At 68.4% G+C, this 26643-nt stretch carries 16 protein-coding genes; 7 read left to right on the top strand and 9 right to left on the bottom strand.

All coding sequences use genetic code 11. The annotated features are described in order from the left end of the window. Positions 1 to 2 precede the first annotated feature (2 nt). On the bottom strand, positions 3 to 878 hold the full coding sequence (locus tag TsocGM_RS12645; RefSeq protein WP_126725736.1) for a hypothetical protein: 876 nt from the start codon (positions 876 to 878) through the stop codon (positions 3 to 5). Between the two features lie 57 nt (positions 879 to 935). After that, positions 936 to 2930, bottom strand: a complete 1995-nt coding sequence (locus TsocGM_RS12640) for a hypothetical protein (protein ID WP_126725735.1) — start codon at positions 2928 to 2930, stop codon at positions 936 to 938. Between the two features lie 126 nt (positions 2931 to 3056). Here TsocGM_RS12640 and ruvX point away from each other — a divergent pair, with 126 nt between their 5' ends. From ruvX to glgA, 6 genes are all read left to right on the top strand, one after another. Next, on the top strand, positions 3057 to 3539 hold the full coding sequence (gene ruvX, locus TsocGM_RS12635; protein WP_126725734.1) for a Holliday junction resolvase RuvX: 483 nt from the start codon (positions 3057 to 3059) through the stop codon (positions 3537 to 3539). Further along, on the top strand, positions 3536 to 4420 hold the full coding sequence (locus TsocGM_RS12630) for an SDR family oxidoreductase (RefSeq protein WP_158633524.1): 885 nt from the start codon (positions 3536 to 3538) through the stop codon (positions 4418 to 4420). The genes ruvX and TsocGM_RS12630 overlap by 4 nt, the downstream gene beginning before the upstream one ends. A gap of 33 nt (positions 4421 to 4453) precedes the next feature. Continuing rightward, complete coding sequence (locus TsocGM_RS12625) at positions 4454 to 4936, top strand: hypothetical protein (RefSeq protein WP_126725732.1); 483 nt, start codon at positions 4454 to 4456, stop codon at positions 4934 to 4936. Between the two features lie 335 nt (positions 4937 to 5271). Then, positions 5272 to 5475 carry a hypothetical protein gene (locus TsocGM_RS12620; RefSeq protein WP_126725731.1) on the top strand — a complete coding sequence of 68 codons (204 nt, stop codon included), beginning with the start codon at positions 5272 to 5274 and terminating at the stop codon, positions 5473 to 5475. A gap of 192 nt (positions 5476 to 5667) precedes the next feature. Next, positions 5668 to 8700, top strand: a complete 3033-nt coding sequence (locus TsocGM_RS12615; protein ID WP_126725730.1) for a PVC-type heme-binding CxxCH protein — start codon at positions 5668 to 5670, stop codon at positions 8698 to 8700. Positions 8701 to 8801: 101 nt separating this feature from the next. Then, complete coding sequence (gene glgA / locus TsocGM_RS12610; RefSeq protein ID WP_126725729.1) at positions 8802 to 10031, top strand: glycogen synthase; 1230 nt, start codon at positions 8802 to 8804, stop codon at positions 10029 to 10031. 12 nt (positions 10032 to 10043) lie between these two features. Here glgA and TsocGM_RS12605 read toward each other — a convergent pair whose 3' ends face one another. The 3 genes from TsocGM_RS12605 to TsocGM_RS12595 all read right to left on the bottom strand — a co-directional run bounded on the left by TsocGM_RS12605 (position 10044) and on the right by TsocGM_RS12595 (position 18511). Beyond that, entirely contained in the window at positions 10044 to 13460 is a 3417-nt protein-coding gene (locus tag TsocGM_RS12605) for a thiamine pyrophosphate-dependent enzyme (protein ID WP_126725728.1), read from the bottom strand. Positions 13461 to 13557: 97 nt separating this feature from the next. Further along, positions 13558 to 13821, bottom strand: coding sequence for an acyl carrier protein (locus TsocGM_RS26010; RefSeq protein ID WP_158633523.1), 264 nt, complete (start codon positions 13819 to 13821; stop codon positions 13558 to 13560). 763 nt (positions 13822 to 14584) lie between these two features. Next, a complete protein-coding gene (locus TsocGM_RS12595) occupies positions 14585 to 18511 on the bottom strand; it encodes an FtsK/SpoIIIE domain-containing protein (RefSeq protein ID WP_126725726.1) in 3927 nt (1308 codons plus the stop codon). A 620-nt stretch (positions 18512 to 19131) separates the two neighbouring features. Between TsocGM_RS12595 and TsocGM_RS12590 the strand changes: the two genes are divergently transcribed. Further along, positions 19132 to 19611 carry a hypothetical protein gene (locus tag TsocGM_RS12590; protein ID WP_126725725.1) on the top strand — a complete coding sequence of 160 codons (480 nt, stop codon included), beginning with the start codon at positions 19132 to 19134 and terminating at the stop codon, positions 19609 to 19611. Between the two features lie 194 nt (positions 19612 to 19805). Here the strand turns inward: TsocGM_RS12590 and TsocGM_RS12585 are convergent, their stop codons facing one another. The 4 genes from TsocGM_RS12585 to TsocGM_RS12570 form a co-directional block, all read right to left on the bottom strand. Then, positions 19806 to 21077, bottom strand: coding sequence for a glucuronyl esterase domain-containing protein (locus TsocGM_RS12585; protein WP_199756771.1), 1272 nt, complete (start codon positions 21075 to 21077; stop codon positions 19806 to 19808). 104 nt (positions 21078 to 21181) lie between these two features. Next, the gene (locus TsocGM_RS12580; protein ID WP_126725724.1) at positions 21182 to 22663 is read right to left on the bottom strand and encodes a DUF1501 domain-containing protein; all 1482 of its coding nucleotides are present in this window, start codon (positions 22661 to 22663) and stop codon (positions 21182 to 21184) included. A 49-nt stretch (positions 22664 to 22712) separates the two neighbouring features. Then, positions 22713 to 25847: a PSD1 and planctomycete cytochrome C domain-containing protein gene (locus TsocGM_RS12575; protein ID WP_126725723.1), complete on the bottom strand. Its 3135-nt coding sequence runs from the start codon at positions 25845 to 25847 to the stop codon at positions 22713 to 22715. 210 nt (positions 25848 to 26057) lie between these two features. Then, positions 26058 to 26555, bottom strand: a complete 498-nt coding sequence (locus TsocGM_RS12570) for a DinB family protein (RefSeq protein WP_126725722.1) — start codon at positions 26553 to 26555, stop codon at positions 26058 to 26060. Positions 26556 to 26643: the final 88 nt, after the last annotated feature.

Below are 26643 nucleotides of genomic sequence, written 5' to 3'. Positions count from 1 at the left end.
GCTCAGGGAGGAGGAAGGCGGCCGTCGTCGAGGTACCACATCCGATCGGGGCCCCGGGAGAGTGTGGTCTCGGTCTGGCTCGAGTAGATCGGGCCGTCGGACTCCCGACCCCTCAGGAAGATGAGCAGCCGGTACGACACCTCGATCGCCTCCAGGCCGGCGCTTTTCTCCGATTTGACGACCTCGATGCGGACGCTCACGGGCGTCGCCCTTCCCGCCTTCTCCCGCTTGAGCCGGGAGAGGGTGCGCGTCCAGTAGGAGCGGAACTCGCCATAGGACTGGAAGTCCCGAGACACCTTCCCCGAGGAGCTGAGCAGGAGCCACATCCTCCGGTGATGCGGGAGATGGTGGGCGAGCGCCCCGAAGTAGTCTCGCAGGGCATGCTCCGGGGTCATGCGCACCGGACGCTCCAGTGTGATCGCGATCGGGTAGCTGAGGATAACCGCGATCGCCAGGCCGATCGCCGAGACCGCGACCGCCCCCATCCCGCCTCCGGGGGCAAGCCCGAGGTACAGCAACGCCGCCGTCGTGAGCAAGACCATGCCGATCCGGGAGAGCGTCGGGCCCCATTCCGAGAGGCGGTTCCAGGGCTGATCCACGGGGCTCGGCGCGATCGACCGGCGCTCGGCCGGCCTGGATTCCGGCCTCTCGATCGAGGAGGGCAGGGGGGGGACCGGCCGGGAGGGGACGGCGATCGGCTCGCTCCCGGATTCGGAGTCGGCGAGCTCGTAGCCGCCCTCGGGTTCCCCCGAGTCGGACGGCTTCGAGGCCGATCGACCGGGTGGCCTGGAGCGGTCAGGCTTCGCTGGAACGTTCTCGTCATCGAACAGGAACGACGCATCGGCGATCTCGCGATCGTCGTCGGGTGGGAGGGGCATGAGGGGCGGAACCTCCGTGTCGATCGGTCCCGATGGGAGTGGCGAGCGGGCCTTGGATTACCAGAGGAGGGACGACCTCGGGAACAGTTCGACCATGCCCGAGCCGGAGCCGATCAGCAGATCGAGCGAACCTCGGCCGGTCCAGTCGACGCCCGAAGGACTGACCGAGTCGTCTCTCACGATCAGCGGCCCGCCGTCGGCGAGTCGGATCGGGCGGGGGATGACGACGTTCTCCCCCTGGTTCTCCAGCAAGATCACGTTGGGGACGTCGTCCAGGTCGACAAGCGGCTCCCCCGTCATCGCCGGCACGACGAATCGGGAAGTGATCGGTAGCCCGAGCAGCAGATCGGGCCTCCCCGAGCCGGTCCAGGGGCCCGCCCAGAGGCAGCAATTCCCCACAAGCCCGAAGGGGCCATCGACCCGGATCGGCCGGCCGAGGCGGTCGATCAGCGGCTCGGGAGGGGCGACCTCGAGCGTGTCGACCCTCCTCCAAAGGCAGAGAATCCCGAAGGAATCCGGGGCGATGAGGTCGATCGCCCCCGAGCCTTCCCAGTCGGCTGCCGCCGGCCGGACGCGGGGAGGCAGGTGCACCGGCTTCCGCTCGCACCGCAGAGGCTCGGCGAAGTCGAAGCGGGGCTGGGTCGCATGGCCGTTGTTGCGCAGGAACAGGGTCGCTCCGCCGTTCCCGGTGACGATCAGATCCGGCCTTCCGTTGTTTTTCCAGTCGACGAGCAAGGGAGCGGCGACACTGAGCGGCGGCTCGACCGGACCGAGCCAGAGGCCGTCAGCCCTCGGCCCGATCCGGAAGGGATCGCCCCCGGATTCGATCGCCTCCGGGGGGCCGTAGCGATGGTCCCCGGGACCCCCCAGGTCGAACAGCCAGTGGAGGCGCCCTGAGAGGTCGCCGACGACGAGATCGAGGCCGCCGTCACCGTCCAGGTCGCCGGCCGTCACCACCGCCCCGCCTCCCAGCCGGAGCATCGTCCCTTCCTGGAGCACCGGGCCGACGACCCGCCCTGTATCCTTCCCCTTGCCGGCAACGACCGCGAAGACCCTGCCGTCGGACGTGCCGAAGATCAGCTCGTCGCGGTGGTCTCGGTCGATGTCGGCCGCCGAGACGATGGTGCGGTCCTCCGGCAGGACGATCGGCCGGCCGTCTCCCAGATCGCGGAGCGGCCTGGGTTCCATGAGGACGGGGGGAAGCTGGCCGCCGAAGTTGCGGTAGAACCGCACGGCCCCGGTCGCATCGCTCGCGACCACCTCGGGCGCCCGAGAGGATCCCCAGGGGAGACGCACAACGGCCGGTCGCGCGGCGAAGGCGAGCGAACCATCGGAGTCGATGGGCTCGGGCCCCTCAAACCGCGGGGAGCCGGGCTCGCCGACGTTTCGGAGCCAGAAGAGCCGGCCGATCGGCTCTCGCCCTCGCCAGCGGCCTCGGCGGTCGAGACTGGGGTGGCCACCGTCCACGTCCCAGCCGACCTGCTGTGCCGGCGGCACCTTGGGATCCGGCCAGTAGCCTTCCAGGTCGTCGAGGCCGATCACCAGGTCGACCCGGCCGTCGCCGTCCCAGTCGATGGGAAGCATCTGGGCAATCCGGATGGGCCCGAGGCCGAGATCGGCAGGGAGATCGAGCGAGACGCGAGGGCCGAAGCTCGGGTCGTGCGCTCCCCCGAGATTGGACAGGAACACCAGGCCGGAAGTCGCCAGGGAGATCAGGTCGAAGCGGCTGGGACGGCCGTTGGGGAGCGGGCAAGGCAGCCGGAGTCCATCGAGCGCCGGCAGGTCGATGCCCGGGTCGAAGACCGCCGGCCAGACTCCCGGGGAGGACCTCGGTCGATAGAGCCGGGACCTCCGCCCGGCTCGGCCGACTCGAGTGGTGACGAGCAACTCGGGCTCCCCCCGGCCGGACCAGTCGAGCACGATCGGCTCGGCATCGGGTCCGAATCCCAGGGGCTGGGGACCGACCGATTCGTCCCAGACCAGGACCGATCGCGTCGCCGAGGTTTCGTCTGCTCCGGGCTGGCCCTCGTCGTCCGAACCGAGCTCGAACATCGTCTTTCCCCTCGAACTGGCCGCCTTGCCGGTCGACTTGCATCGGGTTCCATTGTACGAGATCCGCCCCTTCCCCGCGCAGGGTGAGCGGTTCCCGGGAGTCTCCCCCCGCTTTAAAATCGAGGGATGAAGCGCATCCTCGGCCTCGATTTCGGGATTCGTCGCGTCGGCGTCGCGGTGAGCGACCCGGATCGGCGGCTCGCCTCGCCGGTGGAGGTCTACGAACGGCGATCCGATCGGCTCGACGCCGCGTACTTCCGATCGCTGGTCGAGGAATACCGGGTCGATCTCATCGTCATCGGCTTACCGCTGCTCGGCCACGGCGCCGAGGGGAGGTCGGCCGAGTCGGCGAGGACGTGGGGGCGCTGGCTCTCCGATCAACTCGGCATGCCCGTCCGCTTCGTTGACGAACGCTACTCCACCGTCGAGGCCGAGGAGCTGCTCCGGGAGGGCGGGCTGAAGGCCAGCCGCCGCAAGGCGATCCGGGACATGATCGCGGCGCGAATCTTGCTCCAGGCGTATCTGGACGCCGGGTGTCCCGACGAGGAGGCCCCCCCGATGCCGCTCGACGACCCAAGCCCGTCCTTCGAGGACGAGGAGGAGCCGTGAGCACGCTGATCGTCGGGTGCGGGTACCTCGGCATCCGGGTCGCCCGTCTCTTGCGCGCCGAAGGGCAGCGGGTCTTCGCCACCACTCGATCCCGGCAACGGGCCGAGGCCCTGGCCGCCGAGGGGATCGAGCCGATCATCGCCGACGTGCTCGACCGGGAATCGCTCTCGGCCCTGCCTTCGGTCGACCGGGCCTTGTACTGCGTTGGCTTCGACCGCAAGGCCGGGGTGCCGATGGGGATTGTCGCGGTCGACGGACTGCGGCACGCGCTGGGGAAACTGGCGACCCGGGCCCGTCGGCTGGTCTACTCGGGTTCGATCGGCGTTTACGGAAACCAAGGCGGGGATTGGATCGACGAGGAGACGCCGGCCTCTCCCGAGACCGAGTCGGGCCTCGCCAGCCTCGCGGCGGAGGAAGCGATCCGGGAGTTCTCCAGGGAGTACGCCTTCCCGGTCACCATCCTCCGCTACTCGGGCCTCTACGGCCCTGGCCGTCTGATGCGTCGCGACGCGATCTCGGCCGGCGAGCCGATCCCTGCCGACCCCGGCTCGTACCTCAACGTGATTCACATCGACGACGCCGCCTCGGCCGCCTTGCTGGCGCTTCGGGCCCAGAAACCGGGACCGCTTTACCTCGTCAGCGACGATCGGCCGGTGACCCGGGGAGAGTTCTATGCCCGGCTTGCCGAGGCCCTTGGCGCCCCGGCCCCCACGTTCACCGAGCCGACCGACACTGGGCCGGTCCGGGGAAGGGCGAGCAAGCGCGTCTCGAACCGGAAGGCGAAGCGGGAACTCGGACTCTCGCTCGCCTTCCCCGACGTCTCGACGGGCATACCCGCTGCGCTGGCGGCCGAACGAGGGGACACCCAGGAGGGTTCCTGAGCTTCGCCGTCGGAAGGAGTCGGAGGACCGATCATGTCAAACCGGCATTACGTCAGGCGTCCGGGGATCCTCAACGCGATCACGTTCTTCAGCCTGATCCTGTCGCTCCTCAATGTGGTCTGGGTCGTCGTCATCGGTGCGATCGCCACGGTGGCGGGGGTCGCCGGCTGGCTGCTGGGCCCGGTGGCGGGAGCGGTCGGCTCGATTGCGGCGGTGCTGGTGATCTTGGTCTTGCTCATCCAATCGGCCATGGGTATCCTGCTTTTCATGGCCGGGTGGATCACCTGGAGCGGCGATCCCCGGGGCCGATCCCTGCACCTGGCCTGGGCGTGGATCACCGTGGTGATCGACCTGCTCGACCTTGCCTTCACCGCGGGCATCGACGGGGGAGCCTGGGTTCGTTTGATCTATGCGGGGGTCGTCATCCTGGTGATGAACCGGGAGGATGTCAAGGCGTACTTCCTGGGAGGGACGCCGATTGCGTCGAAGACCAGAGGGTGGGACGACTGGTCCTGAGGGCCAGCCACCCACGGACGAGACGGATGCCTTTCGGTTCGTCACCTCCTTGCCACAATTGTAGGCATTGGCACTCCGTGGCACGCCCGGGGGAACGAGTCGAGGGAGATTCTTGAAATCTCCTCCGAATGAACCGGAAAAAGTTCTCCGCCATAACCTAAACTCTGATCAAGAGAACGGGCGTTAGGGCGGGGAATTGCGGGAAAAGGCGAACCCGGCGAGCAGATTTGGCATCGGGTTTTCGACTGGTTAGGAGACGTCGTCGAGTGATCGCGAGGGTCGCGATCAAGACAACCGCGCGGACTTGGAAATCGTGAGGACGATCGTAAGGTCGCATGGCGATGGGCAGCCCTGGTGAGACGTTTGATCGGATTGAGGCACTTCGGGCCCTCCTGGAGCGCCTCAGCGCCCCGGACCTGACTCTCGCCGAGGCCAAGGCCCTGCGGCCCCACCTGACCGATCTGCTGAATCCTCGGATCCAGGACGCCGTTCCGGGGCGGCTCGCCGATTCTGGAGAGGTTGCCTCCCGCCTGGAGTAGCCGTCGTGGCCTGCCGCCCCCCGGCCGGGGGTTGATGAGGCCGTTCCGGTTCGGGTACACCGGAACGGTCCCGCGACTCGCCGCGGGGTCCCAACGTCCCCGGCCGATCGTGCGAGGCCCGCGATCCCGACCCGGCTCGATCGTCGGGCGATCGCTCCACGCCTCCACCCCGGCGAGGAGGCATGGTTTGTCATGTCCCGACCCGCTCGGATCCTGCTCGCCCTTTCGCTGCTTCCCCTGGGATCGATCGCGAGCGCACAGCGCTTCCCCGAGCCATACGATTCGCAGGATCCGGGCAACGGCCTGACACCAACCTCGGAGGCGATCGACGGGCTCCAGCTCCCCGACGGCTTCCGGGCCACCCTGTTCGCCTCGGAGCCTGACGTCCGCCAGCCGATCGCCCTGGCGACCGACCCAAGGGGAAGACTCTGGGTCGCCGAGAACTACACCTATGCCGAGCAGGCCGTCAATTTCGACACGGACCTGCGAGACCGGATCCTCATCCTCGACGATGAGGATGGCGACGGCCGGTTTGATCGCCGCACGGTCTTCTGGGACGAGGGGATCCGCCTGACCAGTGTCGAGGTTGGGTTCGGGGGCGTCTGGGCCCTGTGCGCTCCCTACTTGCTGTTCATCCCCGACCGGGACGGCGACGACCGGCCCGACGGCCCTCCCGTTGTCCTGCTCGACGGCTGGAACGCGGATTCGATTCGGCACAACCTCGTCAACGGCCTCCGCTGGGGACCCGACGGCTGGCTCTACGGCCGACACGGCATTCAGGCGAACTCCCGTGTGGGAGCCCCCGGCACCCCTGACGAGGACCGGGTCCTCCTGAACTGCGGCGTCTGGCGGTATCACCCGACCCGGAAGACCTTCGAGGTCGTGGCCCGGGGGACCACCAATCCCTGGGGCATGGACTGGGACGAGCATGGCCAGCTCTTCCTGATCAACACGGTCATCCCCCACCTCTGGCACGTGATCCCCGGCGCCTCGTTCGAGCGGATGTACGGCGAGCACTTCGACCCTCACCTCTACGTCCTGCTGGGCCAGACCGCTGACCACGTCCACTGGGACACTCGGGAGTCCTGGACCGCCGCCAGCCGATCCGGCGTCTCCGACGGCACTGACCGCGCCGGCGGCGGCCACGCCCACTCTGGATTGCTGATCTACCAGGGAGACGACTGGCCCGAGGAGTATCGCGGCGACATCTTCGCCCTGAACTTCCACGGCCGTCGGGTCAACCGAGACCGGCCCGAACGCGCCGGGGCGACCTACACCGCCCGGCACCTGCCGGACCCGATCCTCTGGTCCGACCCCTGGTTCCGGGGCATCGAGCTGGTGTCCGGCCCCGACGGCGGCGTCTTCGTGGCCGACTGGTCCGATGTGGGCGAATGCCACGAGAACGATGGCGTCCACCGCTCCTCCGGGCGGATCTACAAGATCACGCACGGCGATCCGAGCGAACCCGCCGCCTCCGATCTCTCCTCGCTGGACGACGCTGCCCTGGTTGCACTGCTCCGCCATCCCAACGTCTGGTACGCCCGACAGGCCCGTCATCTGCTCCAGCAGCGGGCTTCGGCAGGGGCCGACCTCTCTCCGATCCTCGATCTCCTGCGCGAGCTGAGTTCGGGGGAAGGCGACGAGGTGCTCAGGCTCCGAGCCTTGTGGACGCTCCATGGCATCGGTGGGACGACCGAGGACGGCCTGATCGCGCTGCTGGACGATCCGGACGAGCAGATCCGGACCTGGGCCATCCGCCTACTGGTCGACCGGGGCCAGCCGTCCGAGAAGGCGATCTCGGCCTTCGGGCGACTGGCCGAGCGGGAGCAATCCGGCCTCGTCCTGACCTTCCTCGCTTCGGCCTTGCAGCGGATGCCGACCGATCGGCGCTGGCCGATCGCCAGGGCGATCGCCTCGCATTCGGAGTTCGCCGATGACCCGGTCCTGCCGATCATGCTCTGGTACGGGATCAAGGACAGCGTTCCGACGGCTCCCGATCGTGCCGCCGAACTGGCCTCCTCAGGGCGATTCGGGGCACTTCCTCGGTTCATCGCCCGTCGGCTCACGGCGGAAGGTTCCGATCCGGGGATGAGGCTCCTCTCCCGGTTCCTCATCCGCCGCGAGGATCTGGCGTTCCGGCGCGACGTGCTCTCCGGGATGGCCGACGCCCTCCGAGGGCTGCGACGGGCCGACCCGCCTCCGGCCTGGGACGAGGTGACGGACTCCCTCTCCTCGATCGACGACGAGGAAATACGAGGCCTCGTCCGGGAGCTTTCCATCGTCTTCGGCCACGGCCGGGGCCTGGATGAGCTGCGTCGGATCGCAACCAATCCGGAGGAAACCCTGTCGGCCCGCCGAGACGCGATCGCGACCCTCGTCCGCAGCCGGGCCGACGGCCTGGCCGAGCTGCTCTCGGGCCTCCTTTCCGAGCGAGACCTGGCCAGCGATGCGGTCCGGGGGCTGGCGACGGTTGACGACCCGGCGACCTCGGCCCTATTGCTCGAGCTTCTCGGCCGCCTCCCGGCCGAGGCGAACCGAGAGGCGCTGGTTGCCCTGGCCTCCCGGGCGACCTCCGCCCGGGCGTTGCTGGATGCCGTGGAGGCTGGCAGGATTGATCGTTCAACGATCTCGGCGTTCCTGGTCCGCCAGCTCCGGACGCTCGGTGACGAGGAGATCGAGCAGCGGGTCGCGACGATCTGGCCGGAGTACCGGCCGATCTCCGAGTCGGCGAGCGCCCGGATCGCGGCCTTGCGCGCCGAATTGACCCCCGATCGCCTCGGCTCGGCCGACCCGACCCGGGGCCGACTCCTGTTCTCCCAGACCTGTGCCCAGTGCCACGTCCTCTTCGGCGAGGGGAGCAAGGTCGGCCCCGAGCTGACCGGGGCCCAGCGCGGAGACCTGGGCTACCTGCTGGAGAACCTCGTCGATCCGAATGCCACGCTCGCGGCTGACTATCGGATGCGCGTCTTCGCCCTCGCCGACGGCCGGATCGTCAACGGCCTGGCCGTCGAGCAAACGGATCGGACGGTGACGATCCAGACCCCATCCGACCGGATGATCATTCCCCGGGACGAGATCGAGGACCAGCGCGTATCCGACGTCTCGCTGATGCCCGAGGGGATGCTCGACAGACTCTCAATCGACGAGGTCGCCGACCTCATCCGCTACTTGCAATCCCCCGGCCAGGTCCCGCTGCCCGACGGAGCGGGGGAATCGGCCCCCTGATCCTCGCCGACGGCCCGTATCGGATCATGGCGTCCGGCGAGGCGAAGCCGTATCGTCGGGGGATCGCGGCGAGACAGCCGTGCGGAGTCGAGGGGAGTCCCATGCGAATCGCCATCCTGACCAACGAGTACCCGCCACACATCTACGGAGGGGCCGGGGTCCATGTCGAATACCTCACCCGGGCCCTGACCGAGGTGGAACCCGGCCTCCATACCGTCCAAGTGCTCTGCTTCGGCGACCAGGATCTTCAGAAGGGGAACCTCACCGTCCGAGGGATCGAGCCGGACTTCCCGCTCCCCTACCAGGATCCTCGCCATAAGAAGTTCAAGGAGACGCTGCTCCGGAACCTGATCATGGCGGGAATGCTCGAGGACGTCGACATCGTCCACTGCCACACGTGGTACACCCACCTGGCCGGGTGTCTGGTCAAGCAACTGGCTGGGGCGAAGCTCGTGCTGACGACCCATTCGTTGGAGCCCCACCGCCCCTGGAAGCGCGAGCAGCTTGGCACCGCTTACGACGCCAGCACCTGGATCGAACGCACCGCCTATCAGAACGCTGACGGCGTCGTCGCCGTCTCCGAGTCAATGAAGGCGGACGTCCACGAACTGTATAAGGTTCCCTTCGAGAAGATCCGGGTCATCCACAACGGGATCGATCTGGACCAGTATCGGCCGACGATTGAGCCGGCGGTGCTCGACCGTTACGGGATCGACCGCTCCCGCCCTTTCGTCCTCTTCGTCGGCCGGATCACCCGGCAGAAGGGGATCATCCACCTCGTCGACGCGATCAAGCACCTCCGCACCGACTGCCAGGTGGTCCTCTGCGCCGGAGCGCCGGACACTGAGGAGATCGGTCGAGAGATGGCCGAGCACGTCGAGAAAGCCCGATCCGAGGCGAAGACGCCGATCCTCTGGATCCCCAAGGTCCTGCCGAAGCCGGAGATCATCGCTCTGTACTCGCAGGCGGCGGTCTTCGTCTGCCCGTCGGTCTACGAGCCATTCGGGATCATCAACCTGGAGGCAATGGCCTGCGGAACGCCAGTGGTCGCTTCGAGCGTGGGAGGGATCAAGGAGGTTGTGATCCCCGAGCGAACCGGCTTGCTCGTTCCCTTCGAGCCCCGGGGAGAGGGTGATCCCCACCCCCACGAGCCGAAGGACCCTGATCGGTTCGCCGCGGACCTGGCCCAGGCCATCGACCGCCTGATTGGGGATCCCGGGCTCCTTCGGGAGATGGGGGCTCGAAGCCGGGAGCGCGTGGAGCACTTCTTCAGCTGGAAGAGCGTCGCCCGGTGGACGATGGACTTCTACTGGGACCTCGTTCAGGCCTGACCCCGGCCGCGATCACCCCGATCGAAGGACCGCGGCCCCGAACGTGAATCCGCCGCCGAACGCCGTCAGGCCGACCCGTCTCGGCATCGGTCCCTTCCCGGCCAGAGCGGCAAGGGCGAGCGGAATGCTCGACGAGGACGTGTTGCCCACCTCTCCGAGGTGGAGGAAGGCGCGATCGGGAGGAAGCTTCAAACGCATCCGGACGTCGTTGATGATCCGGGCGTTCGCTTGGTGAGGAACGATCAGATCAAGGTCCGAAGGAGCGAAACCCTCCGCTCCGCAAGCCGTCTCCAGCAGCGCGATCATGCGGCGCACCGCCTCGGCATACACGCGCCGGCCGTCCATGGCGAGAGAGCCGCTCCCCTCCGCCGGCACCCGGAGCACCTCCCCTGGCTCTCCTCGGGCGGAGAGGACCGGTCTCCGCAGCCGGCCGAGACAAGAGGCGCTGCCGAGGTCGGCGAGCGGGCCTGCGATCAGCGTGGCCGTCGCGGCGTCACCGAAGAGAATGGCGGTGTCGAAGTCGTCCGGATCCGCGAGCGGCGAGAGAGCCTCGGCGGTGATGAGCAGGAGGCGGGCATCTGGCTTCGATTGAGCGAAGTCATACGACGCCGCCAGGCCGTAGAGGTAGCCCGAGCAGGCCGCCGACAGGTCGAAGGCCGGCACCTCTGGGCTCGAACCCTCCCGATCCCCGAGTAGGTGCAGAATTCGGCAGGCGAGGGACGGGGTCACCAGGCCGGGCGTCCCCGTGCAGCAAATCAGCAGGTCGAGATCCGAGGCGGACAGCCCGGCCTCGTCGAGCGCCGACCGCGCCGCCGACACCGCAAGCGTCAGGGCCGACTCCCCGGGCCCGACCCGACGCCGGGAGGCGATCCCCGTCCGCTTGAGGATGTCGTCCTCCGTCCTCCCGGGGAAGCGAGGGGTGAGGTCGGCATTGGTCACGACCGCCGAACCAACGGCGACTCCGGGGACGGCCAGCGTGATCGGGGCCGACCTCCCCGACGTCCCGGCGGCCAGCACGCCGGGAACGCGGCGGCGGAGGAGCGGTCGGCCGTGCTCCTCTCGAGTCGGGGGACGCCTCGGGCCGAGCTGATCCTCCGGCCGATCCAGCTCGAACAACGGGGAACGGACCCGGACCTCCTGCCCCTCCTCGGCGCAGAGCCTCGAGACGCGACCGTCGACCGGCGAGGCGAACTCGAAGACCGCCTTGTCGGCGACCAGTTCAGCCACCGGCTCCCCGGCCCGGACCAGGTCGCCGGGGCGGATTTTCCAGGAGAGCACTCTCACGGCCTCGTCGGCCGGGCTCGTCCCCCGAGCCTCAACGATCGTACCCGGTCCGCCTCCCGACGCCGATTCGGGCTCCCAGGAGAGGTCGAGCCCGAGCAGCTCGGCCGCGACGGCGAGGGTCCGGCGGAACGAGGGAAGGATTTCCAGTTGCGCCGAGAAATTGCAGGGGATGTACGTGTCGGGCCGGGCCACCCGACGGCAGCGCACGTCCGAACCGACCGCCTCGGCGACGTCGGCGACGACCTCGGCGCCAAGGCCACAGGTCAGATTATCCTCGTGGACCACGAGCAATCGCCCGGTGCGCCGGCAGGACTCCCGGACGGCATCCCGGTCCCAGGGGGAGAGGGATCGGAGGTCGATCACGTCGCTGCGCAGGCCGGTTTGCTCCGAGATCGCGTCGGCAGCCTTCTCCGAGATCGCGACGGTCGCCCCCCAGGAAACAAGGGTCAGATCGTCTCCCCTGCGGGCGAACCGAGCCCGGCCGACAGGCAGAAGACGGGCGGTCACATCGGCCGAGGTGGCCCGGTCGCGGTCGTTCAGCGCGATCTTCGGGTAAAAGAAGATCGTCGGCCGTCCCGACTCGAACGCCGCGTTCAGCAACCCGGCGGCATCACCGGCGGTGGACGGCATGAACACGTCCACCCCCGGGACATGGGCCGCGATCGACTCCATCGTCTGCGCGTGGAACGGACCCAGCCCCGGCCGGTATCCGCCGCAGGCGACCAGCAGAATCACCGGGCAGGAGAATGTCCCGGCGCTCCGCCACCAGAGGCTGCCCAGCTCGGAGTGAATCTGATTGAAGGCCACCGGCAAGAAGTCGGCGAACTGGAGGAACGCCACGGGACGCTCGCCGAGCATCGCCCGGCCGATCGCCCCACCAACGATCGTCGCCTCGGCCAGCGGCGCGTTCCGCACCCGGCCGGGGAAGGCGCTGCTCAGCCCCCGGGTCACGCCGAAAACGTCCCCCTTGGGGTCTTCGATGTCCTGCCCGCAGAGAGTCACGCGCGGATCCGTCTCCAGGCGATGGCGGAGGACCTCTCGGATCGCCTCCAGCATCGTCCACCGGCGACCGTTCTCCGGTTCGTCGGGCTCGGCCGGAGCCTGGACCAGGAGGGGGGGCAGGGGAGCCTTCGCCTCGAAAACCGGGGAGGGATCGGGGGCCCGCAGGGCGGCATCGACGGCGAGCCGCACCTCGTCGTCGACCTCGTGCTCGATCCGGTCCAACTCCTCGGGAGACAAGCCCGAGGAGATCAGATGCTGTCTCAGGTTGTGAAGCGGATCGCCGAGACGACGGGCCCGATCGACCTCCTCGGCGGGGCGATAGACACGGTCGTCGTCGGCGTTGGTATGGCTCGTCAGCCGGTCCATCGAAACGACGACGAGCGCGGGGAGGCGATCCTCCCGCATCATCTCCACGATCGGCGCCAATCCGGCATGCAAGGCGACCGGATCCCGGCCATCGAGGCGATGGATCGGCAGCCCGAAGACGAGATCCGGCGTCGGATACACCTCCGGCAACGAGTAGAACGTTCGGCCGGTCGTGCGGGTTGAGATCGAGAGCCCGTTGTCTTCGATCACGAAGAGGACCGGCAGCGATTGTCGGACGGCCTCGGCGACCGCTTCGAGCGCCTCCCCCTCCTGCGAGGCGCCGTCCCCCATCGAGCAGAGGACAATCGGCCGGCCAGGCCGGCGGACGACCGCCTCAGCCACCCCGACGGCCTGCGGGGCGTGATTCCCCACCGGCACATTCTGACAGAGCAGCTTCAGGGCGGGATCGCCCAGGAAGGGGGTCATTTGTCGTCCGGCCGACGGAGACTCGGCACTGGCGACGATGTTGTGCAGGAGCGAGGCCACAGGAAGGCCCCGAGCAAGCACCAGGGCCTTGTCGCGGTAGTGGAGGTGGAGCCAGTCGTCCGGCGTCAGCAATCGAGCCAGGACGGCCATCGCCTCGTGGCCCGAGCAGGGGCAAGAGAAGAACGCCAGCCCTCGGGCGATCAGGTCGGCCTCGGCGAGGTCGACGCGCCTCGCGGCGGCCATGGCCCGATAGACGTCCAGCCATTCGGCCGGATCGACGGGGACGAGGCGATCGGTGTACCGACGATGGGCGACCCGGGGCGACCCCCGGCGATGGTCCTTCTGACTCATGTCCCGTCCCTGGGCCGGTTCCTTCGGGGAGGCTGGGCCTCAGCCGTCCGGGGGATGGCCTCCCTCCTCGATCCAAGCGGACCCCACAACCAGCCAATCACGCCGCGGGTCGCGAGCGGAGCCGGCGGCGGAGCTCGTCCATCAGGTCCGAGACGACACGGAACTCGGGCACGACGTCCAGGTCGAGCTCGATGCCGTGCTCGTCCTGGAGCCGCATCAGCACTGCCACCAGGTCGAGTGAATCGAGGCCGAGATCCTCCACCAGTCGAGACTGAATCTCGATGGGTGTGGCATCGTCGATGGATTCGTTGCAGGCCCGGACGGCGTCGGCCACGGTGCGTAACAGTTCCGGATCGCTCACGGGTCCCCCCCGGCGCTTCGGCAGTCGATCGGGGCCGGTGTGCAAGCGCCTCAAGACGGCCCTCGCCCGGCACCGCTTCCCGAGCCTTCCGAGGGTGATCGACGACCCGCACCGGTAGGCCCTCTCATTGCTATCGACCCGTGTCGATCCCCCTCTTGAACGATGCTCCTCGTCAAGCCCGGGCGGAAACCGCTCCGGTCGTAATGGTCGGGAATGGGAGGACTGGGACGATCCGGCCGATCCGAGCGACCGCTCGCCTCCACAGTCGAGCGTGCCGGTGTTCCCTCGCGTCCCGGAGGCCCCGGGAGCCAACAGAAGCGAATTGACGAGGATCGAGGATGATAGAAGAGAAGATCAATGCGAAGGGAACCGGGCGGTCGAAACCGAGCGCATGGGCCCGGTCCCGGAGAGCGAGTAGGTCGATGCGGTCGCGGACCAGCGCGGAGGTCCCGCGGATGACGGCAAGCATCAGCAGACCGGAGCCGATCCCCTCCATCATCCCGGACCGGGTTAGCCCGACGAGGGCCGAGCGGCGCTCCACGCGAAGGGTCCAGAGGATCGGGAAGCCGAACATCCAGAGCCGGCTGAGTGCGCCCGGCGCCTTGCTCATCGGGCCGGGGGAAGGCGAAGCGCATCGCACCCACCCCGAGCCCCTGAGCGGGCACGATCAGGGCCAATGCCACCAGCGCCCGACGCCGGGAAGAGGAAGCGATCTCCTCCGGATCATGCGAGGCGTCCGCATCGCGCTCTTCAGAAACTCGACTTATGCCGACGGATCGCTCCGGGGCCGGGAGCGCCTCTTGAGCCGACCAGCGACCTGGTGGACCCAGTCGATCGGGGGGGGACCGTAGGGCCGGAACTTCTCCATCAACCCGGCTTCCTCACTCACCAACAGAGCGCGCCGCATGCCGAGTCGGTTGGCCAGCGGAGAGTCGATCAGGGTGGAGGAGTCACCGGAGGACATCTGGAAGAGGACACGGTGCTCCAGCTCTCGGAGCGAGGAGCGGTCGAATGTCCGATTCAGGTTGTTCAGCGTGTCTCCCCAGACGATCAGATGGACTCCGTGGATTGGTCCGTCCCTCAAGATCGTGCCGAGCAGCTCGGAAGGCTTCGCGGGCTCGTCGGGAGCGGGGGTCGAGAAGGAGAAGTCGTCCTCGGCCTTCCGAAGCTGCCGGAAGCGCTGGAGGTCGTGGATCATCAGGTAGAGAGGGGGAGCGTCGGTGATCCCCTCGTCTCGTCGGCGATCCACCTCGGCGGCGACCTCGGCCACGATGGACTCGACTTGTCCCCAGGTGATCGCCTTCGCGTCGTGGGGAAGGGCGTTGAGGATCTCGGCCAGGTAGCCCGAGCTTGGGTCGTCGGCCGGGGTGCCGTCGAGGAGGAGGATGCGGGCGTCGGGCCGATGGGCGGCGAGGCTGAGGATCGAGGTCGCCATCAGGCCTCGGGCCGCCTCTTCGTTCTGACCGACGATGAGCAGGTGCGAGCCGGCCTGCCTCCGGAAGAGCATCGCCGTCGGCGCCTTGATCGCCACCGGCTCGCCGAGCCAGGCGGACGACGCCTTCGGCAGCGGGTCGGGATAGGAGTCGGCCGAGAGAAGGTCGGCGAGGGGTTCGTTCTGAGCGACATCGGGGGCGACATTCCCCTCGAAGATGATGGGAGGCCGGGACTTGATGCCGCGCTCGATTGCCAGGTCGGCAATGCGACGGAGATACTCCTCGCGGCGGTCGTCGGGGAGCCAGACGACCTGGAAGATGCTGTTCCCCTCGAGGCGGCCGTTGGCGTCGTTGTAGATCGCCTCGCCGGGGCGGGAGAGGAGGCGGGCGGCGGTGTTGTCGTCGGAGAGGATCAGGCTGGCGTCGGCCTCGCTGCACTGCAAGGCAATCCGGACGGCCATCTGGCCAATCGTCGCCCGGGCCAGCGTGTAGGCGCCGGCGAGCGTCTGCGAGCCGAGGTGGACGTGGATGCCGAAGGCCCTTCCCTGGCGGACAAGGCGATCGAGCAGCAAAGCGGCCTCCTGCGCGAGCTTGTCATCCTCGACGAAGAACTCCTGGAACTCATCGACGATGAGCAGGATCCGAGGCATCGGCCGGTCGGGGCGGGAGGATCGGAAGGAGGCGAGATCCTGGGCGCCGACCTCCCGGAACAGGTCGCCCCGGACCTTCAGCTCCTCGTCGAGCCGCTGGAGCACCGAGAGGCCGAACTCGCGCTCGCTCTCGACGGCGATCACCCGGGCGTGCGGGAGGCGGTGGGTCGCATACGCCTTGAACTCGACCCCCTTCTTGAAGTCGATCAGGTAGAGCTCGAGCTGGTCGGGGGCATAGGAGAGGGCGGCGCTGGTAATCAACGCGTGCAGCAACGTCGACTTGCCCGACCCCGTCTTGCCGGCGATCAGCACATGCTGCGCCGTACCGGCACCGAGGCGAAGCTGCTGGACCTTGGTCGCGCCGGCCCGGCCGAGGGGGATGGCGACTCCGCTGGCACTGTCGGACCTCCAGTAGGCGTCCGGCTTCGGGGCGAGAAAATCGAAGGGAACCTCGACCCGGCTGGCCCCCTCGGCCTTTCTGCCGATCGCTCGGACGACCTGGGAGAACAGGTCAGGCGGGGGCGGCTCGTCGAGCTGCATCGGGAAGCCGCCCTGGTCGGGGTCGTCCCATCGGAATCGGCCCTCTCGCCATCGGAAGACGGCGCAGTGGCGCTCCAGGTCCTTCAGGTCGATCCCCTGCGGCAGTTCCTGGCGGGTGTCGACCGAGACGATCACGTGGACCCCGCACCGGGGCCCGCTCTGGGCGATGCTCAGCAGACGTCGGGCGGCGGCCTCGTTGAAGCGGACGGGGAAATCGGCGACGATGAGGAAGCGAAACGGCTCGGCGACCTCGCCGGCCTTGGCGTTATACTCGGTGATCGACCGGTACTCGTTGCGCAGGTATTTCTGGATCACATTCTCCATGTGCTCGGTCAGATCCTGGAGGCGCTGCTCGATGTGCTGCGTCTCGGTCCAGACCCGGCTGGAGACGAGTTGCTCGTCGACGTCGGCGAGATGCATGAAGGCGGCGAACGTCTGGCCGAGGCCGACGGGGTCGATCATCGTGAACCGCGCCTTCCCGGGCGGGAAGCCGGTGAGGATCCGGAGCATGACGGCCTGCATCGCCGACAGCGCGGCGGCTCTCCCTTCGGCGTCGGCCTTGAACAGCATCGAGCAGCCTTCGGGGCACCGGACGATCGCCGGGGCCTCGAAACGGTCGGGCAATCCCTCCATCAGAGCGGGATCAGCCGGCCGTCCCCGGGGGAACATGTCCAGATCAATCCGGAGCCGGCCGAACCGAAGGGCGGGGGGGACCTCGGACGGCATGGGGGTGCCGTCCCGGGCCGCGGCCTCGAACGAGGGGAAGCGATGCCCCATCTCGGTGGCGACCTGAGCGATCGCCTCCCCCACCGAGGTCAGGCCTGATCGCCATCGCTTGGCCAGCTCGGCGAAATCGGCCGCGGCACGAGAGTCGGCGTCGGTGATCACCCGGGTATGCTCGGCCGAGAGCCGATCGCGCTCCGCCTCAAACCGGGACCGGATCTCCGGAGTCCGCCGCTCGACCTCCTCGGCGATGCTTCTCAGGATCTCATCCCTCCGGCGTTCCGCCTCCGAGATCGCCGTGAGATGGGCTTCAACGGCGGCGGCGACGGCGGCATCGTGGCGACCGCGGGCGTCGGCGAGGGCGGCACGGGCACGATCGTCGACGGCGGCCTGCTCGCGGTCGCGCTTGCGGAGAAGTTCCTCCTCTCGGCGTCGCTGGAAGGACACCTCGTGCTGCCTCGCATGTCCGGCCTGCGAGGCGGCCGAGGCGATCGCCTCCTGAAGCGGGTCGAGCGCCCGCCTCACCTGCACCCGGGCCGTCGCGAGAAGCCAGATCGCGGCGATCAGGCCGAGAGTCGCTCCGACGACGCCACCGACCGGCGCCGCGACCGTCCACCCCCGGAGTATTCCCCCGGCGACCGCTCCCAGAGCGGCCGGCAGGACCACGATCGCCACCGGGCGAGCCCCTCGGAAGAGCCTCGGGAGCGAGAGCCGGCGCAGGTCGTCCAACCGTTCCTCCGCCTCGTCGAGCGCCCGAGAGGCCGACTCAGCCGAGGGCGGCTGGTCCGGGGAACCGGACCCACTTGAGAGGTCGCCTCGGACGTCGTCGGCCTTGCCGAGCCGATGGGTGCGGAGATACTCCTCGATTTCCTGCCGGATCGCCCGGAGCCGGGAATCGACCTGAGAGAGTGTCGCCTGGGCCTTTTCCAGACGGCTCCGGGAGTCGTTGAGCCCAGCCTCGCAGATGGTTCCGATCTCCCAGCGCTGATCGGCCTGAGCCTTCTTGATCTCCTCCACGTCGTCCCGGAGCCGACGCTCGGCGTCGGCCCGGGCGACTCGGAGGGCGGCCTCGGCTCGTTGCCGGGCGGCCTCGAAGGCGGTCCGAGCGGCCTCGGGCTCCTCCCGGGCCCGTCGTTCGAGGGAACTGCGATCGGCCTTGTAGGTTGCCTCGTTGGCCTTCGTCTCCTGCTGGTAGGCGCGGTCGGCGGCCTCGACGCGTTGGGAGCGATCGAGCTCGATCCGGGCCTCGGCCTCAGTACGCTCCGCCACCAGACGGGCCAGCATCTTCAGGGCCTCGACCTGGCGGTCGACCGGTCCCCGGGTGTGCTCCTGCTGCTCTGACATCGAGGCGTCCCCTCCGCTCCGCTCGGCTCGACTTGGACGCCGGGCGGGATCGTCCCGTTCCCCTCGTCCGATCTCCCCGAGATTCGACCCCGGGACGGAGACGAGCCGTCCCGATCTTTCCAGCCGAGAAGGCCAGTGACAAGGGGGACCGCCCCGTGATGGTCCCGATCAACGGCTCGGGGCACCACTCTCCGGTCGATCGGGGTCGCCTCGATCGCTGAGATCGAGGACGGTGGGACCCGATCGGTCCGATCGCCTGGGTTGCCCCGGACGGACCGCCGCAACCGCTGTCGGTCCGGAAGACCATCACGACTCCTCTCCCGTCCACCACCTGGTCGCACCAGTCATTCACGAACTCGGCATCGGGGCACGTGCCGGAGGCTCGGGAGGGGAGTGCCGGTCCAGAGGGCGGATCTGCTGGCCTTCAGCGGATTCTACCGGGGGAGGACGCGAAGGGGTCATCCCCGGGAGCCGTCTCCCGAGATGAGGGGCCGGACTTGCCTTGGCGTGCGAGCCCCGGGATCTCGTCGTAAACTGGAACGTCGCGTCGGCGATGTTCGACCGGCCTGGACCCGGGACCGACGCGAGCCGGCACCGCCATTCCTCGCGGAGCGATCCCGATGTCGAACCCAATTCCCGCACTTCGGCAGTTTGTCTCCCCGGGCGTCGTGCTCGGCGTGATCGCCTGCGGGACTGCCCTGATGGCCATGGTCCGATCGGAGCCGGACCTGACCGCCCGCCAGGCCGGTGCGGTGCGAGTGGTCTATGTCCCCGCGGAAACCGACCGGAAGCCGGATCGGGGCCCGGCCGTCACAGCCGACCTGCCCCAGATCCAGGGGACGGAATGGGTCGTCGTCGTCGACGGCCCGACGCTTGCGAAGCGGGTCGAGGCCGCGGCGACGGCGCTGTCCGGTGACGGATACGCGATCGTCTCCGTGACTCCGATCCTTCGGGGAGAGGCCCGGACTCAGGAGCGCCAGGGGCCGGCGACTCAGATCGGGGTCGGCGGCGTGGGATCGGTCATCGGCGGCTTTGGCACCGGATGGGGGTCAGGCTACTCGGTGACGGATGGCGTGCTCATCGTCGCGGAGCGCCGCTAACATGACGCTCAAACGGCAGGGACCCAATCCAACGCCACCGCGCACCGCCCCCTCGACCTGCCTGCCTCACCCCGCTTTCGGGAGGAAGGAGCGGCGAGCGGGAGCCCTGTCGCGATCGCGATCCGCCGAGGCCTCCCGGATCGGCGGTCAACTGTGACCGTCCTCCATCTGAAGATGGGTCTGGAGCGTTGGCCTTACCGCCGGGCCGCTCGTCCCAGCCGAAGGGTGGCGAACTCCATGAAAACGTCCCAGTCGCGCAGCGTCACGTCGTGCGCTCCCGGTCGGATGTGATATCCAATCGTCCCGCCGACGAGCGTGTTCACCGGCGGCATTTCGTCGACCCCGAGATCGTCGGCGCCGAGCAGGCGATAGACCGGCCCGGCGTGCTTCGCGGAAAGGAATTCGCCGCGGGGGTCGGCCCAGAGGTCCTCTTCGGCCGAGCAGACGAGCACCGGCCGGGGGGCGATCAGGGCGATGAGCATGTGCTGGTCGAACGGGAGCGAATCCTCGTTGGCGTTGAATTGGTTGAATGAATCGCTGAACCAATGAGGGAAAGTGGTATTGATTCGCTCGACCGTCTCTCCGAACCGTCGGCGGCTCAGGGCGGCGCCACCGCAGCCGGAGTCGTTCGAGATGACCAGCGCGAATCGTTCATCCTGGGCGCCGGCCCACAGGGACGTCTTCCCGAGTCTGGAGTGTCCGAGGACGATCACGCGGCTGCCGTCCACGTCCTCATCGGCTTCCAGGTAGTCCATCGCCCGGCTCAGGCCCCAGGCCCAGGCGCCGATCGCCCCCCATTCGTCAGGGAGGGGACGGTCCTGTCCCTCGGCGTAGAAAATCGGGTGGACGCCGTCGGACCACTGGTCCTTGACATCGGGATCGATGTCGAAGTACCAGGCGGTCGCGACGCCGAAGCCGTTCCGGAGGATGACGTCGATCGGCCAGCGGCCCCTTCGTTCGCCGCGATCCGCCTCGTCCGCCCCGTCGGGGAGGAGGATGGCCGGGTCGGGGAAAACGGTGTGATTCCCCCGGAAGTTCAGGCCGAGGAAAGTCGGCACCGGGCCCTCCGCGGCGGCGGGCGTGTACAGGAGCAGGTCCATGCGGGGGCCGTCGTCGCGACCGTCGAAAAATATGCGGATCTGCTTCCGCGTTGCCAGGCCGTCCAGCGCGTCGTCGCTGGAGTCGACCACCTCCCAGCGCATCCGCTCGGGGCGGCCGCCGGGGGTCTTGCCGTACATGAGCTCCGAGAAGAGGCGGAGGATCTCGGGACGCCGGACGTCCCGCCACTGCTCGGGGGACATCACGCGGGTGCCGTCCTCGGCGACGAGGGGGTCGGGCAGGGTGTAGTCGGGGACCTTCGACTCGTCGTAATTCGCCCCGGCCGGCTGGGCTTCCGCCCGGGGGGACGCGGAGAGCACGGCCGCCGCGAGCACGGCGAGCGACGCGAGTGAGGCGCGGTGGTTCATCCGAGGACTCCTCGGCGGCGGGAATCGGCCTGGGACAAACGAGACGGGCCCGCTCCCGGCCGGAGGAGGCTGGAAGCGGGCCCGTCCAGGATGACCGATGGCCGTCAGGCGAGCAAGGCGGCGACGGGATCGTTGTCCTCGACGCCGGTGAGCCGCACGTCGAGCCCCTGGAACTTGTAGGTCAAGCGGCGGTGATCGATCCCCAGGCAGTGAAGGATCGTGGCGTTCAGGTCGTGGATGTGCACCGGATCCTTGGTGACATTGTAGCTGAACTCGTCCGTCTCGCCGTGGACGATGCCCGGCTTGATCCCGCCGCCGGCCATCCAGATGGTGAAACAGCGGGGGTGGTGGTCCCGACCGTAATTCTCCCTGGTGAGCCCGCCCTGGCAGTAGATGGTTCGGCCGAACTCCCCTCCCCAGACGACCAGGGTGTCGTCGAGCAGCCCGCGTTGCTTGAGGTCCTGGACGAGGGCCCAGCACGGCTGGTCGATGTCCCTGCACTGGTTCGGGAGGTCTCCGGCGATGTTGCCGTGCTGGTCCCAGCCTCGGTGGAAGAGCTGGACGAAGCGGACGTCGCGCTCGGCCAGACGGCGGGCCATCAACGAGCAGTAAGCGAAGGTGCCGGGCTTGGTGACTTCAGGCCCGTACATGTCGAGGATGTGCTTCGGCTCGTCTGACAGATCCATCAGGTCGGGGACCGAAGTCTGCATCCGGAACGCCATCTCGTACTGGGCGATCCGGGACTGGGTCTCGGGGTCGGCGAACTCGTCGAAGTGCTTCTGGTTGAGGGCGCCGAGCGTGTCGAGCATCCGTCGACGGTTGGCCTGGCTGACGCCGGGAGGGTCCGAGAGGAAGAGGACCGGATCGCCATCGGTGCGCAGGCGGACCCCTTGGTGCTTGCTCGGCAGGAAGCCGGAACCCCAGAGGCGATTGTACAGCGCCTGGGCGTCCCTGCGGCCGGACCAGCTCGGGGTCATCACGACGAAGTCGGGCAGATTGGCGTTCATCGTCCCCAGGCCGTAGCTGAGCCAGGCACCGAGGCTGGCTCGGCCGGGGAGCTGGTGACCCGTGCAGATATAGGTGATCGCCGGGTCGTGGTTGATCGCCTCGGTATTCAGCGAGCGGACGATGGCGAGGTCGTCGACCATCTTCGCCGTATACGGCAGGAGTTCGCTGACCCAGGCCCCCGACTGCCCGTGCTGCGCGAACTTGAACTTCGACGGGGCGATGGGGAAGCGGGCCTGGCCGCTGGTCATCGTCGTCAGACGCTGCCCCATGCGGATCGACTCGGGCAGGTCCTTGTCGAACCACTCGCCCATGGCGGGCTTGTAGTCGAAGAGGTCGATCTGCGAGGGGGCGCCGGACATGAACAGGTAGATCGCCCGCTTCGCCCTGGGGGCGAAGTGCGGCAGGCCGGGCAGGCCGCCGGAGGGTGCGGGGCGGTTCTGATCGGCCGCGCCGTTCGCTCCCCTCGCGGCGCGGTCGGGCAGCATCGAGGCCAACGCAGCCGTCCCCAGGCCGAGGGCGCCGCGGCCGAAAAAGTGGCGGCGGGTGAGCGTCTGGATCCGCTCAAGGATCGGGTCCATGGTCGCGTTCCTCCGATTCTGAGGTCGGGATTCTTCCGATCTGAGGGGATCAGCCCTTCACGATGACCTCGTCCAGGTTCAGCAAGGTATTGGCGATCACTGTCCAGGCGGCCAGTTCGGCCGGATCGAGGTCCGGATTCGGGGTCGTCTCGCCGATGGTGATGAGCTGCCGGGCCGACTCGACGTCCGACCGATAGGAGGCGATCAGATCCTCGTACGTGGCGGTGAGCTGGGCCAGTTCATCGGCCTCGGGACGGCGGGCGGTGGCCAGGCGGAACATGCGAACGATTCGCTCCTCGGTGGTCGAGCCGGCCTCTCCCATCGTTCGCTCGGCCAGGGCGCGGGCGGCCTCGACGTACTGCGGATCGTTCAGCAGCAGCAGCGCCTGCAACGGGGTGTTGGTCCGCTCTCGCCGCATGATGCACGCCTCGCGTGAGGGGGCGTCGAAGGTCGTCATCTGGGGAGGCGGAGCGGTCCGCTTCCAGAAGGTGTAGAGGCTGCGGCGGTGGACCTTCTCCCGGCCGGTGTCGGCGACAAACTTGGCGGTGTTCGAGCTGGTGTAGCCGACCGCTTCCCAGAGACCGGCCGGCTGGGGCGGCTTGACGCTCGGGCCGCCGACCTCCTCGAACAGTAGGCCGGAGACGTAGAGCGCCTGGTCGCGAATCGTCTCCGCATCGAGGCGGAACCGAGGCCCCCGGGCGTAGAGCCGGTTCTTCGGATCCTTCGCCAGCAGTTCCGGAGTGATCCGGGAGGTCTGCCGGTAGGTGCTCGACGTGACGAGCCTCCGCATGAACTGCTTCACGTCCCAGCCGTCCTCCTGGAACTGGACGGCGAGCCAGTCGAGCAGCTTCGGGTGGCTGGGAGGTTCGCCCTGGGCGCCGAAGTCCTCGGAGGTCTTCACGAGGCCGACGCCGAAGACCTGCTGCCAGAAGCGGTTGGCCGCGACCCGGGCGGTCAGCGGGTGGGATGGGTCGACGAGCCATCGGGCCAGGCCGAGTCGGTCCTTCGGCGCGCCGTCGGGCATCGGGGGCAGGAAGGCGGGGACGGCCCGACCGACTTGCTCGCCGCGCTGATCGTACTCTCCCCGATTGAGGATGTAGGCCGGCTTCGGCTCAGCCATCTCCTTCCAGACGAGGGTGGTCGGGATCGAATCCTCCAGCTCCTTGCGAGCCTTCTCGACCGCGGCCCGTTCGGCGAGCAGGGGCTCCAGCACCGCCCGAGCCGGGGCGTAGGCGTGTTCGACGAAGTAGTCGCGGAGCCGGGCCTTCTGCTGCTCGGTCCGATTGCCGGGCTCGACCGCGACGAGCTTGCGGATCTCCTCGGGGGCGGGGGACGTGTCGCCAAGGATCTTCTGGTCTCGGATCCACGAGGCGAGCGTCGTGTAGGTCTTGCCTGGTTGCGGAGTCCAGGTGCGGATGCCGGCGGCATCCCAGCGAACGGTGCCCCCGTGCTGGGTGAAGGCCATGCCAGTGATCGACGTTCCCGGGGCGATGCCCAGTTCGGCCGCGGGGACCTCCAGACGGACCCACTCACCGGTCGTCGGCAGCGGCCCTCGGAAGAGACGCTCGCCGGTGCCGTCCTCGCCGAATTCGATCAGGTTCTCACCCCAGTACGCCCGGTGTTTCCAATCGCCGGTGTTCCACTGGAGCATCAGCTCCTTGGGGGGATTGAGCGGGTCGAGGAAGACGTGGGCGAACAGGGTGTCCCCCTCGCCGACCAGCAAGCCCTGCGACGCCTCGGTGAAGTCGTGCTGCGACAGGCCATCGGCCGATCGGACGTGGGCCAACTCCCCCCGGAAGACCGGGTGCTGCGGCCCGGAGACGAACGACCAGTCGCCTTCTCCCGAGGGCTTGGCGCCGGGCGGGAGGGCGTCGTCGACCCAGACGAAATCCTCTCGGCGGACGTATTCCCCCTGATCGTCGTCCCGGCTCGGGTCGTAGTCGACGGCGGCCACGGCGGCCGCGATCCGCTCCGTGACCGAGGCGAGCTCGGCCTTCAATCGTTCTCGTTCGGCCTCCTGCGCTTCGGAGGGGACCTGGACGACCGGCGGGTGGGCCTTGGCGTTGCCGTCCAGCGGGTTGCCGTCGATCGAGTTGAAGAACGCGAAGAGGGAGTAGTAATCCTGCTGGGTGATCGGGTCGAATTTGTGGTCGTGACAGCGGGCGCAACCGATCGTCAGGCCGAGGAAGACGGATCCGGTCGCGTCGACGCGCTCGACGACGTTGCGGACGTAGACCTCCTCTTCGATCGACCCGCCTTCGCTCGTGGTGACGTGGGCGCGGTTGAAGCCGGTGGCGATGATCTGGTCGAGCGACGGGTCGGGCAGCAGATCACCGGCCAGTTGCTCGATGATGAACTGGTCGTAGGGGAGGTTGCGGTTGAAGGCGTTGATGACCCAGTCGCGGTAGGGCCACATCTCGCGGTAATTGTCCAGGTGCAAGCCGTGCGTGTCGCCGTATCGGGCGGCGTCGAGCCAGAATCGAGCCATATGCTCGCCGAATCGAGGGTCCTCGAGCAGGCGATCGACGAGTTGCTCGAAGCGGTCGGGGCGATCGTCGGCGAGGTAGGCGTCAACGTCCTCGGGGGTCGGGGGCAGGCCGATCAGGTCAAGGAACACGCGCCGCACGAGCGCCTCGGGCTCGGCCTCGGGGGAGGGGCGAAGGCCTTCCCGATCAAGCCGGTGGAGGATGAATCGGTCGATGGGATTACGGACCCAGCTCTCATCCTCCACCGCGGGAGGATCGGGGCGGGTGGGGGTGACGAAGGCCCAGTGCTCCTCCCACGGTGCCCCCTGGGCGATCCAGGCTCGGAACAGCTCGACTTGCTCGGGGGTGAGCCGTTTGTTCGACTCGGGGGGAGGCATTTGGTCGAGTTCGTCGTCGCTGGCGATCCGGTGGAGGAGCTCACTCGCCTCGGGGTCGCCGGGGACGATCGCCGCGTAACCACCGCGATCGGCGAAGGCGCTTGCTTTTTGATCGAGCCGAAGGTCGGCCTTGAGCGATTTCTGATCGGGGCCGTGGCAGGCGAAGCACGCGTCGGAAAGCAGCGGGCGAATGTCCCGGCTGTAGTCGACCGCCGCGGCCGGATCGGCGTCGTCGGCGAGGGCCGGCGGGGAAGCGAACCCGGCGCAGCAGGCCAGCATCGCGAGCGATCGCGTCAGCGGGGCAAAGGTCGGCGGTCTCATCGATTCGGCTCCCGGTTCGGCTGGGGGCCGGCCTCGCCCGGTCTCGGCGCGGTGGCCGGCCCGATCAGGGAGGGTCGCAGTCGTCGGGGTCGAGAGCAGGGGGGGGGAGGGCTCCGATCCGGTCGGACGGACCGGGGCGGGAGGCCGGGGCGATCGAGCCGGTTCGACGCACGATCACCCCGATCCTTTTGTTGCTACGAGGGTTGCTGATTAGTAGTTCGGTGGGGACTGCACCACGAAGGTCCTCGTCATGAGCTTCCGGAGCAGGGAGATTTCCCCACTATGCCGGGCCTCGTCGTGCAGGCCGTGCATGATGCTAAAGCGAACGGTGTGATTGGGGTTCCCCGGGTCGGTCGCGTCGAGTTGCTCGGGGGAGAGCCCGGCAATCACATCCCGAAGCCGCTGGTGCTGGGCCTTCAGGGCCGCGATGACCTCCTCCAGGGGAGGCCAGGTCTCGGGGGCGATGTGCGCCGGGTTGCTCTCCCAACTGAACATCTTGAACCAACCTTCGGGCACTTGGGGGGAGGCCCCGAGGCCGCGCATGGTCAGATGCTCGGTAACCACGTAGGCGTGGCCGGCGTGCCAGAGGCAGGAATTCTGGAGATTCGGAGGCGCCCAGCGCGCATGGGTATCATCGAGGTTTTGCAGTTCCTTGAGCGTCTTGCTTCGGACATCGTCGAGCAAGTTCAGGAGGGTTTCGTCGGCCATCAGTGCATTCTCCGCCCGGGACGAGGCCGGGCGATCATCGGGGAGGGGAAATCACGGCGGGATTCGAACTCCTTGCAATTATCCCGCA

The sequence above is a fragment of the Tautonia sociabilis genome (genome assembly GCF_003977685.1).
Classification (GTDB): Bacteria; Planctomycetota; Planctomycetia; order Isosphaerales; family Isosphaeraceae; genus Tautonia; species Tautonia sociabilis.
Note: the sequence above shows the minus strand (reverse complement) of the source record. Positions and strands in the feature narration are given on the sequence as shown.

Coding starts and splice junctions, on each gene's coding strand:
- TsocGM_RS12645 (WP_126725736.1), bottom strand. CDS start 878: ATGCCCCTCCCACCCGACGACGATCGCGAGATCGCCGATGCGTCGTTC.
- TsocGM_RS12640 (WP_126725735.1), bottom strand. CDS start 2,930: ATGTTCGAGCTCGGTTCGGACGACGAGGGCCAGCCCGGAGCAGACGAA.
- ruvX (WP_126725734.1), top strand. CDS start 3,057: ATGAAGCGCATCCTCGGCCTCGATTTCGGGATTCGTCGCGTCGGCGTC.
- TsocGM_RS12625 (WP_126725732.1), top strand. CDS start 4,454: ATGTCAAACCGGCATTACGTCAGGCGTCCGGGGATCCTCAACGCGATC.
- TsocGM_RS12620 (WP_126725731.1), top strand. CDS start 5,272: ATGGCGATGGGCAGCCCTGGTGAGACGTTTGATCGGATTGAGGCACTT.
- TsocGM_RS12615 (WP_126725730.1), top strand. CDS start 5,668: ATGTCCCGACCCGCTCGGATCCTGCTCGCCCTTTCGCTGCTTCCCCTG.
- glgA (WP_126725729.1), top strand. CDS start 8,802: ATGCGAATCGCCATCCTGACCAACGAGTACCCGCCACACATCTACGGA.
- TsocGM_RS12605 (WP_126725728.1), bottom strand. CDS start 13,460: ATGAGTCAGAAGGACCATCGCCGGGGGTCGCCCCGGGTCGCCCATCGT.
- TsocGM_RS12595 (WP_126725726.1), bottom strand. CDS start 18,511: ATGTCAGAGCAGCAGGAGCACACCCGGGGACCGGTCGACCGCCAGGTC.
- TsocGM_RS12590 (WP_126725725.1), top strand. CDS start 19,132: ATGTCGAACCCAATTCCCGCACTTCGGCAGTTTGTCTCCCCGGGCGTC.
- TsocGM_RS12585 (WP_199756771.1), bottom strand. CDS start 21,077: ATGAACCACCGCGCCTCACTCGCGTCGCTCGCCGTGCTCGCGGCGGCC.
- TsocGM_RS12580 (WP_126725724.1), bottom strand. CDS start 22,663: ATGGACCCGATCCTTGAGCGGATCCAGACGCTCACCCGCCGCCACTTT.
- TsocGM_RS12575 (WP_126725723.1), bottom strand. CDS start 25,847: ATGAGACCGCCGACCTTTGCCCCGCTGACGCGATCGCTCGCGATGCTG.
- TsocGM_RS12570 (WP_126725722.1), bottom strand. CDS start 26,555: ATGGCCGACGAAACCCTCCTGAACTTGCTCGACGATGTCCGAAGCAAG.